The organism is Mesorhizobium sp. C416B (assembly GCF_030323165.1).
Taxonomy (GTDB): domain Bacteria; phylum Pseudomonadota; class Alphaproteobacteria; order Rhizobiales; family Rhizobiaceae; genus Mesorhizobium.
This window is the reverse complement of sequence record NZ_CP100471.1, coordinates 584,188-596,485: the sequence shown is the minus strand read 5'-3', so window position 1 is coordinate 596,485 and position 12,298 is coordinate 584,188. Positions and strand designations below refer to the sequence as shown.

General features: G+C 60.6%; 7 protein-coding genes and 1 pseudogene. 3 read left to right on the top strand and 5 right to left on the bottom strand.

What is annotated here, in order from left to right:
* Nucleotides 1-2 precede the first annotated feature (2 nt).
* A complete protein-coding gene (locus tag NLY43_RS03055; RefSeq protein ID WP_023713659.1) occupies nt 3-287 on the bottom strand; it encodes an Hpt domain-containing protein in 285 nt (94 codons plus the stop codon).
* A 477-nt stretch (nt 288-764) separates the two neighbouring features.
* The gene (locus NLY43_RS03050; protein ID WP_286461060.1) at nt 765-989 is read right to left on the bottom strand and encodes a hypothetical protein; all 225 of its coding nucleotides are present in this window, start codon (nt 987-989) and stop codon (nt 765-767) included.
* Here NLY43_RS03050 and NLY43_RS03045 point away from each other — a divergent pair.
* The 3 genes and pseudogenes from NLY43_RS03045 to NLY43_RS03035 all read left to right on the top strand — a co-directional run.
* Nucleotides 903-3,680, top strand: a pseudogene (locus NLY43_RS03045) (GAF domain-containing protein); the annotation flags it as partial. The gene NLY43_RS03050 and the pseudogene NLY43_RS03045 sit on opposite strands and share 87 nt — an antisense overlap.
* A gap of 103 nt (nt 3,681-3,783) precedes the next feature.
* Nucleotides 3,784-4,173 (top strand): response regulator, encoded by a 390-nt coding sequence (locus tag NLY43_RS03040; RefSeq protein ID WP_023723443.1) that lies wholly within the window; start codon nt 3,784-3,786, stop codon nt 4,171-4,173.
* Nucleotides 4,170-5,414, top strand: a complete 1,245-nt coding sequence (locus NLY43_RS03035; RefSeq protein WP_023713656.1) for an adenylate/guanylate cyclase domain-containing protein — start codon at nt 4,170-4,172, stop codon at nt 5,412-5,414. The genes NLY43_RS03040 and NLY43_RS03035 overlap by 4 nt, the downstream gene beginning before the upstream one ends.
* 593 nt (nt 5,415-6,007) lie before the next feature.
* Here NLY43_RS03035 and NLY43_RS03030 read toward each other — a convergent pair.
* From NLY43_RS03030 to NLY43_RS03020, 3 genes are all read right to left on the bottom strand, one after another.
* A complete protein-coding gene (locus tag NLY43_RS03030) occupies nt 6,008-7,012 on the bottom strand; it encodes an ABC transporter substrate-binding protein (protein ID WP_081731694.1) in 1,005 nt (334 codons plus the stop codon).
* Nucleotides 7,009-9,780: an MFS transporter gene (locus NLY43_RS03025; protein ID WP_286459651.1), complete on the bottom strand. Its 2,772-nt coding sequence runs from the start codon at nt 9,778-9,780 to the stop codon at nt 7,009-7,011. Before NLY43_RS03025 ends, NLY43_RS03030 begins: the two co-directional genes overlap by 4 nt.
* A gap of 1,048 nt (nt 9,781-10,828) precedes the next feature.
* Nucleotides 10,829-11,887 (bottom strand): alpha-hydroxy acid oxidase, encoded by a 1,059-nt coding sequence (locus NLY43_RS03020; RefSeq protein ID WP_023723442.1) that lies wholly within the window; start codon nt 11,885-11,887, stop codon nt 10,829-10,831.
* Between the last annotated feature and the right edge of the window lie 411 nt (nt 11,888-12,298).

The window sequence follows — 12,298 nt, the reverse complement described above, 5'->3', positions numbered from 1 at the left end:
AATCACCGCAGCGTCCGCTCGATTTCAGTTATAAGCGCATCGAGCGCGGCATGCACGGCTCCGTCATCCGCCCGCTCGATCAGCGATGTTTCCAGTGCCGATGCCTGCACGCTGACCTCCGCAAACCCGAAGGTTCCCGCGGCTCCAGCGAGCGAGTGCGCCGTCCCAATCAGCGAGTCGTTGGAGCCCTTCAAAAGGGCTGTGTGACGCGCCGCCTTCAACTCCGCTAATTGAGCGGCGCACCGGGCCAGGAAACGTTGCCGTAGGGGGGCGAAGGGATCTTCCAAAATGGGAGGCGCTCCACGGCAGGTTTCAGAGGTATTCAAGCAGAAAATTCGGTGGAGTGAAACGAGCTGCTTGGCACGTCAGAGCGGACTAGAGTGGGCCGTGCCCCAACAAACGGCAGCTTCGCGCCTCTTGTCGGCCGTTGAGTTGATCTTTGCTCTGCCCGATAGCAGACCTTGCTGGCGACCACCTTGGACATCGCAGTTGCGCAAACACCTGACATTGCTGTTTGCTACTGGAAGGTTGCGATCAAGCCCGCGCAGGCCCTTTGTAGAAGTGCCACCTGATGATTCTGACTACCGGCGACCCGTTCTATTAAAAATGTCGAGAGTCCGGCTGCCGATCTTCCTCGCTGCGAATGGAGGGCGGATCGATTGACCGTCGAGCGACCTAGTATTTCTACTGCCATTCTGCCTATGGTTCGCATCTCGACCTAGTGGGCAGCGCTGCGACCGAGGCCTAGAACCTGCATGCGGCAATCACACGACGAACTCGAAGCTAGGATTGGGCATCTCACGCGGGAGCTCAACGAAGCGCTCGAACGCGAGACGGCCACCGGCGAGCTGCTTCGCGTCATCGCCTCGTCGCCAACTGATATCAAGCCGGTCCTCGACGCCGTGGCGGCTAGCGCCGCCCGTCTTTGCGAGGCCTATGACGTAATCATCCGGCTCAAGAAGAACGATATGCTCCATCTCGGCGCGCATTCGGGCCCAATTGCGGTCGATGAGGCGCCGTGGCCACTGGAGCGAGACCGGGTAATGGCGCGGTCGGTGATCGATGCGAGGACCGTGCAGGTCGAAGACTTGTCCGAGGCTGGGACCGAATTCGCGGCAGGACGGGAAAAGGCCATTCAGTACGGCTTTCGCACCATTCTGGCGACACCTCTCGTGGGGGATGGAAGAGCGATCGGTGCGATTAGCCTGCGGCGAAGAGAGGTGAGACCGTTCAGCGACAGGCAGATCGAGGTTCTGAAGTCCTTCGCCGACCAGGCCGTGATCGCCATCTCGAACGTGGGGCTATTCGAAGAATTGCAGGCACGGACGGCCGAACTGACCGAAGCGCTTGCTCAGCAGACTGCGACCGCCGACGTGCTCAAGGTCATCAGCCGGTCGGCCTTCGACCTTGAACCCGTATTGCAGACGCTACTCGATTCGGCGATCCGCCTGGCAGGCGGTGATATGGGCTCGATCTCACTGCGCGATGGCGATTGGCTACGGGTCATGACCGGGACCGGTTGGACAGATGAACTTCGCGCTTATGAGAAGAGCCATCCACACCCGATCGGGCGTGGGACATTTCAAGGTCGAGCGGCCCTCGAAGGGGCAACCGTCCATGTGCCCGATGTGTCCAAGGATATGGAATACAAAAGGCCGGAAGCGGCGAGCATGGGCCATTTCCGCGCGGCCCTTTCGGTCCCCCTCAAGCGAGGCCGAGACGTGATCGGCGTCTTCGGCATGGCGAGACGGACCGTGGGGCCGTTCTCACAACGCCAGATCGAACTGGTGGAGACCTTCGCCGATCAGGCTGCCATCGCCATCGCGAACGTGCGCCTGTTCGAGGAGGTGCAGGCGCGCAATCGCGAAGTAACCGAGGCGCTGGAGCGGGAGACTGCGACGGGCTCTATCTTGCGCGTCATCGCCGCGTCACCGACCGACATCCAGCCAGTCCTTGACGCCGTCGCCGAAAGCGCAGCGCGCCTCTGCGACGCCTATGACGCGACGATCTACCTGCGACGCGCCGGTCGGCTGGCGGTGGGAGCCCATCACGGGCCGATCCCCGTCGACGACACGGGACTGCCGGTCGCCCGGGACGTGGTCACCGGCCGCGCGGTGCTCGATCGCGCGCCGGTGCATGTCCTTGATTTGCAGGAGGCCGGCAGGGAGTTTCCGGTCGGAGCCGAGTTTGCGCGACGGCTCGGATTCCGCGCGATCCTTGCGGCTCCGCTCCTGCGCGAGGAGGACGTCATCGGAGCGATAATGATCCGGCGCGCCGAGGCAAGGCCATTCACAGACAAGCAGCTCGAACTGCTGAAGACTTTCGCCGACCAGGCCGTCATCGCGATTGAGAACGTCCGCTTGTTCGAGGAAGTGCAGCAGCGGACGCGGGAGGCTACCGAGGCGCTAGAGTACCAGACGGCGACCAGCGATGTGCTTGGCGTCATCAGCCGCTCGCCCACTGATGTGCAGCCGGTGTTCAACATGATAGCGCAAAGTGCCGCCCGTCTGTGCGAAGCGCAGTTCTGCTTCGTCTACAGATATGATGGCGAGCTTCTGCATTTCGTAGCGCATCACGGCATCACCGAAGAAAGCGTTCATATCGTACGCAACACCTTTCCCGTGGCACCTACTCGCGGCAGCGCCGCCGAACGGGCGATCCTCTATCTTGACGTGGCGCAGATCCCAGACCTCACCTTGGACAGTGAATTCACGCACCGCGCCGCGGCGGCTTTTTCGGGCCTGCGCAGCGCTGTCGCCGTGCCGATGCTGCGTGACGGCCTGCCCATCGGTTGCATAGCAGTCGGGCGCGCTGAGACGGGCGTTCTTGCCGCCAAGCAAGTAGAACTTTTGAAGACCTTCGCCGATCAAGCGGTCATCGCCATCGAGAATGTCCGCCTGTTCGACGAGGTGCAGGCGCGCACCGAGGACCTGTCGCGCTCGCTGGACGACTTGCGCAAGGCCCAAGATCGACTCGTGCAGACCGAAAAGCTCGCCTCGCTCGGCCAGCTGACCGCGGGAATCGCTCACGAGATCAAGAACCCGCTCAATTTCGTCAACAACTTTTCCTCGCTGTCCGGCGACCTTATCGTGGAGCTGCGCGAGGCGCTGCAAGGCGCGGCGCTTGACGACAAGACCCGCTCGGAGATCGACGAGTTATCGGACATGCTGAAGGGCAATCTCGACAAGGTGGTACAGCACGGCAAGCGCGCTGACTCGATCGTCAGGAACATGCTGCTCCATTCGCGCTCGGGCTCGGGCGAGCACCGGCCGATCGACATCAATGCGGTCGTGGAGGAGAGCTTGAACCTCGCCTATCATGGCGCGCGCGCCGAGGGGAAAGGCTTCAACATCACCCTGGAAAGGAAATTCGATCCAGGCGCCGGCAAGGTCGATCTCTTTCCGCAGGAGATCACCCGAGTGCTGTTGAACCTGATCTCCAACGGCTTTTACGCGACAACGAAACGACGTGTGGCCAATGGCGAAACCGGCTACGAGCCGGTGCTGGCGGCATCGACGAAGAACCTGGGCGATGCGGTCGAGATCAGGATCCGCGACAACGGCACCGGCATCCCGCCGGAGGTGAAGGAAAAGATGTTCAACCCGTTCTTCACCACCAAGCCGGCGGGCGAGGGAACGGGGCTAGGCCTGTCGTTAAGCCACGACATCGTCGTGAAACAGCACGCAGGCACCATAGAGGTCGACACCGAGCTGGGTTCCTTCACCGAATTCCGCATCGTTTGCCGCGCGGCGCCGCGACGCTCGCCAAAGCTGGAGGAAGCGCTTGAGTCTGCTCATCCTGGTCGTCGACGACGAACCCGACATCGAGGTGCTTTTCCGGCAGCAGTTCCGGCGCGACCTGAGAGCGGGGCGCTTCGACATGGCATTCGCGCTTTCGGCGCCGCACGCTCTCAGCGTGATCGAGGCGGCGGAAAGTGCCTCGCTGATCCTCATCCTATCTGACATCAACATGCCGGGCATGAGCGGCCTCGAGCTCCTGCCGAAAGCGAAGGCGTTGCGTCCCGATGTGCCCGTGATCATGATCACCGCCTATGGCGACCCCGAGACCAAGCGGAAGGCGCTCGAAAACGGCGCCGAGGCGCTGTTGACGAAGCCCCTCGATTTCGTCGCGCTGCGCGGCGAGATCGACGCCCGCGTCGGGCTCGCGGCGTGACGGCGCTGATCCTCGTCGTCGACGACGAGCCGGACTTGGAGCCGCTCGTGCTGCAAAAGTTCCGCCGCCAGATCCGCGACGGGGCAGTGAGCTTTATCTTTGCCCGCGACGGCGTCGAGGCGCTGGACGTGATCGCCGCAAATCCCGGCATCGAAATGGTCGTTGCCGACATCAATATGCCGCGCATGGACGGTCTGTCGCTGCTTGCGAAGCTCCAGGACGCCGAGGAGCGTTTGTCGACCATCATTGTGTCGGCCTACGGCGACATGGCCAACATCCGCATGGCAATGAACCGCGGAGCCTATGATTTCCTTGTGAAGCCGATCGATTTCGCCGACCTGGAGACGACTATCGCCAAGACGCTGAGGCACCTTGCCCTTCTGCGCGACGCGCGGGGCAAGCAGGTGGCGGCCGAGCGCGCGCACGCCTCGCTGTCGCGTTACTTCTCGCCCAACCTCGCCGAGCGGCTCGCCAGCGACGCTGGCGAGCTTGCCGGGCAGCGACGCGAGGTGGCGTCGCTTTTCACTGACATCGCCGGCTTCACTGCGCTGGCTGAGACACTCGACCCGGCGGTACTGGGCGAACTGCTTAACGTGTACCTCGCCGGCATGACCGACATCGTTTTCCACCACGAGGGCACGGTGGCCAAGATCGTCGGGGACGCACTGCATGTGCTCTTCGGCGCGCCGGGCGACCAGCCCGACCGTGCCGCCCGCGCCGTCGCTTGCGCGCTTGACCTCGACGACTTTTCGGAAGACTTCCGCGCCGGCTGGCGCGCCAGGGGCGTGGCGCTCGGCCCCACCCGTATCGGCGCCCACGCCGGGCCGGCGATCGTCGGTAATTTCGGCGGCGCCCGCTTCTTCGACTACACGGCCTATGGAGACACCATCAACATCGCGGCGCGGCTGGAAGCCGCCAACAAACAACTAGGCACCCGTATTTGCCTGAGCGAGAGCGTCGCGAGGCAAGTTATGAATTTCCGAGGGCGGCCGGTGGGTGACCTCGTGTTGAGAGGACGAACGGAGTCGCTGCGCGCTTACGAGCCACTAAGGCCTGAGCAATGCGACGACCTCGCGACGAAGGATTACCTGGCGGCCTTCGCTAAGCTGGAAGCCGGCGACCCTAGTGCGGTCACCTCGTTCGCTGCTGAAGTAGGCAGGCGCGCAGGGGACCAGCTTGCGAGCTTCCATTTGAAGCGATTGCTGAACGGGGCAACAGGTCCGCGGATCAACATGGATTGATCGATTCGATGTTCAACGGCCGCTTCCTCTCCCTTCTATTTCTGAGGCTCGTTCCCAATTCTGCAATACGTGGACGGCACCGGCGGGCGCCTCGATCGTAGGATGACGCGCACCTGTAACATCCTTGGCCATCGATAAGCGACGCTGCAGCCGTCCGACTTGAGTGAGCTTCGGGCTGCCGCCCCTTCAGGCGAATATCTGCCCTTTCCATCTTGGCTGCGCAAACCGGACTGGCAGCCTTCGGCCCCAGAGCCGCCAGTCAGCAATGCGCCTCACCTCGGTCATTAAAGTTAACTGTGCCACTGCCTTTAAGCGGACATTGCCGGCGACCACGCTGGGCGTCGCGGGTGCGGCGATAGTCGCTTCGCGTCTGGGCAGTTTAGAATGGCGTTCCGCAAAGACCCCAAAATTGAATTTTCATGCAATGCGCCGGGGTGGAACAGGATTTTATTATCAGGGGCCACTTTGCGGTGCGTGGGACTTTTTCAACACTATCCGCCATTTGCCGACATTCATCGTGTTACAGAATCGGACGTGCGCCAAAGCACCCGCTTCCCTTCGCCCCGCTGCTTGCCCTCGTTTTGTCGTAACGTTTACTCCACCTTCTCAACGAATTGCAGGAACTCGACAGGTGGAAACAAGTTGAGTTTCTTAGCGACCTTCATGTTTACCAGATAGGCGAACTTCTCCATGGCGACGACAGGCATGTCGCCAGGCTTGGCACCCTCCGCCAGGATCTTGGCCACCTGCTCGCCGGCCAGCTTGCCGACGTCGTAGTCGCGGGCGGCCACCGACATCAGCGCCCGGGATTCGCTGACCAGATGCTCATAGGGGCTGAGCACCGGTAGACCATTTGCCACGGCAGCATCGGTGAAGACGTCCGCATTCTTTTCAAGGAAGGTGCTCGAGCCCAAGTAGACGAATTGCACGCCGGCCGCCTTCAGCTGAGCGACAGCCTGGGGGAGCTTGGCTGGATCCGGAGTTCCATCGGCAAGCGCCGGCAGTGGCAATGCGTCGAATTTGAACTTCATCTTTTCCGACAAAGCCGTCAGTTCCTCCGTCTTTTTCACCGAGTTGGGCTCACTGCGGTCGAACAGGAGGCCGAGATGATCGAAGCTCGGCAGGTAGCGCTTGATGCTCTTAATGTTGACGCTTTCGGGAACTCGGTTTCGGGTACCGGTCACATTGGCGCGGCCAGTCTTTTCGTAGCTTTCGATGATACCCGCACCGATCGGATCGGCTACCACGGTGAACACCACAGGGATGTCATTGAGAAGATCGCTGTTCTGCTGGTCTTTCAACGTGCCGACCATGCCTAGAGTAGTCTTGGTGCCCCAGGTGACCACCACGTCAGCCTTGCGGTCGCGTGCATCCTTGACAAAGTCGGGCAGCTTGCTCTTGTCCTGTGCCGCATCGTCGACGACGAAGCTGACATCAATTTTCTTTTCTTCAAGCGAGTCCTTGAGGCCCTTGCAGACATCCTCGCAGCCCAGCCACGTTATCATCACAACGGTCTTCTCCGCCGCCTCGACCCGAGGCGGAAGAACGAGGCAAGAAGCTAGCGCGGCCCCGGCCAACATAGGGTATGTCAATTTCATGCTTTCCTCCCTGCGATGATCGGCAAGCTGTGGCTTGCCACGTGGTAGATGAGATACGAGCCAACCCCGGCCAGCACCAAGATGGCGATGAAGCCCATTGCGGCGGAATAGCCAAAACTGCCAGCGACGCCGGCGATCGCGAAAAGGCCCACAACGCTGCCAATTCGGTCCATGACCCTGACAGCGCCAAGGACCCTTTCCGAACCGATATGGGCCAGCCTTCCTTCCGCAAGTTCCATCACCGTGGCCGTCTGCGGCCCGCTCACCAGGCCGTAGCCAAGGCCGGTGCCGATTGCGGCAACGACCATTGTCCAGCCGTTGGTAACTGCCGCTGCTGCGAGCAGCGTCACTCCGCCAAGCAATGCTCCGGCGACAGTGATGCCCACTGCCGAGATCCTGCCGGCAGGCAGTCGCCCATACAGTGACCCTGACAGGATCACCATCAGAAAGTAGATCATCATCAGGCGTCCGGTATCGGCCGTGGAGGCGCCTAACGCGTTCATCTGCAGCGACAGGAGATAGGAGATGAAGACCTGATCGAGGATCGTTTGGGGCAAGATAATGCCAAACAGCAGGGTCGCGAACTGGCCATCAGCAATTGTTCCAAGCAACTGCCGCAGCTTAGAGCGGCCGCCCTGCTCGGTGAGCGCCGAAACGTGGGTGGGGCCAGGGAGCATGCGCAAGATCATCGCTGCGGAGATAACGATCAAGACGGCACAAACCAGAAATACGCTGCGCTCGCCCAGACGGTCGGCAACCACGCCTCCCAGTGCCGTTCCAGCATAGAAGCCGCCAAACATCGCCACGTGGAACAGCCCTAGCGCTTGGGCCCGATGTTCCTTTGGGGCAGCGTCGATCACGTAGTCCTGGCAAGAGAGTGAAGCAAAAGCATAGCCAATGCCGCTGAACACACAGAAAAAGATAATTTCGAGCACATTGGTGGAAATGAAGAACCCGAAATTCGAGAGGGCCGCTGGGATGGAAGCAAACAGGAACAGGTTGCGGTGCCCGAAGCGTTTCGCCAGCGGACGCGCATAGGGCGAACCGAAGACAATGGCTGTGAGATAGGCGGCGAGCGGCAAACTGATAACGATGCCCGGGTTGAGCCAAGTCAGCGGATTGTCGGCATCCCGGACATAAAGCGAAAAGAACGACAGTGGAAATGAGTCAGCCGCGGCGATGAGGAAAAGCGGAAGTCGCACATCGCCTAGACTGCAAAATCTCATGATGAGCGGCCGGCCAGCCGGGATAATGAAGTCCGGTTCCAGTTGCACGGCACGGGTGCCCTTGGGTAGCTCCTGGGCGGCTGCCATCATTGCCGCAAGCCGCTCAGCACGCAAGGAAAGGGCTTGGCCCAGCCTATCGACGGCGCTAATCCCGCTCACCAGGATGCGGTGGGAGAAATCGCCGGCCGCCTGAAGCTTCAGGATGTAGTCGAGGCGGGTCAAGGGTCCGGTTAGCGAGTGATTGGTCATCACGGAGACCAGTTCAACCGCCAACAGAATTGTCACCAGCGTCACCACCAGGAGGTCGAGAATGAGATCGCGGAATTGACGCGAAAGGTATCCCGCGTTCTTGATTACGACGACATTGGCCACCAGCTTGTTGTCGACGACGATCGGCACAACGGTCCCTGCCTGTAGCATCACCGACGTCGTGGTGGGCGGGCGGGTGCCCATCTCCAAAATGGGTCGGTTGGTGACCAGCGCGAAGTAGGAAATTTCTGGAAAGTCGCGAAGCAGGGACGAGAAGAATTCGCGTCCACCGACCATCATATCGAGTGGCACACCCGCCTTTAGCGTGCGGGCAATAGCATCATTGGCAATGCTGCCAATAAGCCTCGTGCGCTTGTCGAGTTCGGGAGCAAAGGACTCATCGATGCTGCGGTAGGCGACAGTGCCGAGCGATACGGTGATCCCCAGCACCAGGACGGCTATGAGCGCCGTAAGCCGTCGCGACACCGTGACAGCCATGGGGCTATCGGGAACCGAGATGACGTCGGCACCCTGTGGCCACGCAGGTGGAGCTTCCGCGCGGTCTGCTCCAATAAGCGCAGCAAGTTTTGTCATTGCCAAACGGTATTTTGCGGTGCCTGCGGCGAGCGTCGCTCGAAAATCGGCAAAGTCGCCGGCAGTCAAAGTGCTGTCGTCTTCGGCATGGCTTGCGATATCATCAAGGGTGCGGATGGCCGGACGCAGACGATAGCGCAATGCGGCGTAAGCTAGGGTCGAGAATCCGGTCAGAAGCGCCAGCGCGGACAGCCAGATTTGCGAACTGATAAGGCGATTGTGGTTCCGCAATTCGTTCATCGGGTAGATAACTGCCAATGCAGCGGCCCGCTCGTCGTTCTCGTCCTTTATGGTGGCACCGCTGATCAGCGCGGTCGCAGTCTCAAGACCCCACTGGCTGTTGGAGCCCTCTTCCATCGCGCGACCCATTTGGCGCCCGCTAAATGGAACAGCAGTATCCGGCACAGAAAGGATAACTCCGCCGGCTGCATCAAGCAGAACAATGTTGGAAATCGTGGGGTCGGTCTGCCAAGCCCGGTTCAGCAGCTCTTGGGCATTGCGCACCGTCGCCACCGTGAGACCAAGTTCCGAGACTGACCGGAAGGGGGCGGCGGTTGCCGCTGCAATGACCGAAAGTCGTTGCCGCACAAGCTGCGAATACACCGCCTCGTTCTGTAGCTTAACCAGCACCGCTAACATAGTAACCACAATTGCCAGAACAACCGTCAACGCTAGCCATACGCGCACCAAAAAAGTCATTTGTACCCCTGCCGTTATCGCGGCCCTATGGCTGTTAACTATCCCTCGATACTTCGTCGTGATGTCGTCTTGCTCGCTTTCGAGGCGGCGGGGATCCCCTCAAAGATTACTACTAGATGTTTGCCAGCTCGGCGCCCACGCGCCAGCGATCAAATTTGAAATCGATCTGATCCCAAGCTAGTAAAACATTAGCACACCCTCCATTAGGAAGACAGCGAAGGGCTGGTTGCAAAACCAGGGACCTCGGCCCCGTTGCGGAAGCAAACGTCCGCATTGGGCCGATACTGTTGAAAAAGTCCGATCGCGGCTAACTACGGCATTTGCGTAGCGTGGCGTTCCGAAAAGACCCACAAGTGAATCCTGATTCCATGCAATGCGCCAGGGTGGAACGGGATTCTATTGTCGGTGGTGACTTCGCGGTGCGTCGGACTCTTCAACACAATCGGTCAGTTCACGTCGATGCATGGGGAGCGCCTGAATGTCCGCTTCTCACATTCCAGGCCTCGAAGCCGCAAGTCCGCAATCGGCCCCAAACCTGCCAGTCCGCAATGCGCCTCATTTCGGGCACTCAAGCAGGAATTGAGCACTTCCTGAAAGCTGTCTATCTCATTGGCTGGTTCCCGGTCCCTAATGGTTAGCGGCCCTGGAACCGAGGAGTCTGATGACGTGAGGGACGGTCTGCTACCCGGCCCGAGGGTCCACATTCCTTTGGTCAAGGCGTGCTGGGCGACAGCACCCAGGGAACTGCTATTGGGTTTGTGTGCCGAGCATTCGTAGGGGCGAAGCTGGGGAACCAAATGTGCGAACGGCCGACCGGTGGTTCTCCCGGGCTTGGCTTGGAGACCATTAGAGTGCTTGCTGCATACGGGGCTATCATCTGCGTGCCGCGCTTGACCCAATCGCCGCCCAAGCCGCTTTGAGCGGAATTGAAGGGGTAGAGGTCTGGCCCGTTGACCTGATCGATCAGGTTTCAGTCCAAACCTTTGCCACCACCTTTCGCGATCGCCGAAGACGACTTGATATCCTGGTCCTAAATGCGGGCCGGGCTTCACCAGATTACCGACCGGTCGATTTCGACGATGCGCGCCCGGCCGGTTAGCGCCATTGCCATCTCGAAGTCACGGCGAAGCAGGTTGACGCAGTGGGCTACCCCCTCGGCCCCAGCCGTTGCTAGGGCGTAGACATAAGGGCGGCCAATCATGACAGCGCTTGCCCCTAGCGCAATCGCCTTCAAAACGTCGGTGCCACGCCTAACGCCGCCATCGAGGACGATGGGGATCCGGCCGGCCACCCGTTCCGCGATGGCGGGCAGGGCGTCGATGGCTGCCGGCAGTGTGTCGAGGTTACGCGAACCGTGGTTCGAGACGACGATAGCATCTGCACCAGTTCCGATGGCTTGCTCGGCATCGTCAGGATCGAGGATACCCTTCAGGATAAGCGGCAGGGTTGTCAGCGAACGCAGCCAGGCAATATCCGCCCAGGTCGGCATGGCCCGCTTTTGCGCAGTGCCAACTTTAAGCACGCCGGTGTTCCGGTCCTTGAAGTACGGCGTTGCAATGCTATCGGGCATTTTGAAGCCTGCCCGGAATTGCCTGCGGCGATCGCCTGGCGTTGGCAAGTCGACCGTCACGCTGATCGCCTTTGCGCCCAGTGCCGCCATGCGAGATACGAGTTCGCCATTGAAACTGCGATCGCTTTGCCAATAGAGCAGGAACCATACTGGAGACTGGCTCTCCGCTAAGCAATCCTCGATTGCCGCCGTCGCCGTAGTTCCCACAATGAACACCGCTCCCGCCACTCCGGCGCCGCGCGCCGCGGCCACCTCACCTTCCGGATGCGCCAGCCGCTGATACGCTATTGGGGCCAGGATGATTGGATGGGGCAGCCTTTGCCCGAAGAGTGTGATCGCGGTATCAAGTCTTGTGACATCGCGCAGCACACGCTGCCTCAACTTGATGCGGTCGAATGCGGCTTCATTGTCACGCTTGGTGATTTCGTCGCCAGCACCCCCGGCAATGAACTCGTAAACCGCATGCGGCAACACCTCTCGCGCAGCTGGTTCAAAATCCGCCAAGCCGAGAAACCGGGATTCGATGTCAAGTGGCATTGACCAGTCCGATCGGTATCTCAAAAAAGTCGGCGATTTCACAAGCAACATTGCTGCAAATTGCTGCAATCCGCAAGGCGGCGCCACGACGCGCAGGGTCAGCGAGTTCCCGTCAACGGAGTTTCCGGGACATGATGCACATTTGTTGGCCGCTGGTTCCTCTCCATAAGATGTCGCGGCCAATCAAGACTTAGCGGGCGCTTCCGAGCAGCGGCGTCGCGGACCGTCATAGGAGGGCAGACGGCGCCCCGATGGCTGCCAAACAGGCTCCTGAGCCAACACTTTAAGACCCGCCACAGCTGAAGCGATGCTAGCCGAACGTTCAAGCCGCCGGGTTACACCCCCGGCGGCTTTTGGTGGCTCGACGGAACCACTCAGGGAAATGCGTTACGCAGCGATGAGCCAAGCTCC

Coding starts and splice junctions, on each gene's coding strand:
- NLY43_RS03025 (WP_286459651.1), bottom strand. CDS start 9,780: ATGACTTTTTTGGTGCGCGTATGGCTAGCGTTGACGGTTGTTCTGGCA.
- NLY43_RS03050 (WP_286461060.1), bottom strand. CDS start 989: ATGCGCGCCGAGATGGAGCATATCGTTCTTCTTGAGCCGGATGATTAC.
- NLY43_RS03030 (WP_081731694.1), bottom strand. CDS start 7,012: ATGAAATTGACATACCCTATGTTGGCCGGGGCCGCGCTAGCTTCTTGC.
- NLY43_RS03020 (WP_023723442.1), bottom strand. CDS start 11,887: ATGCCACTTGACATCGAATCCCGGTTTCTCGGCTTGGCGGATTTTGAA.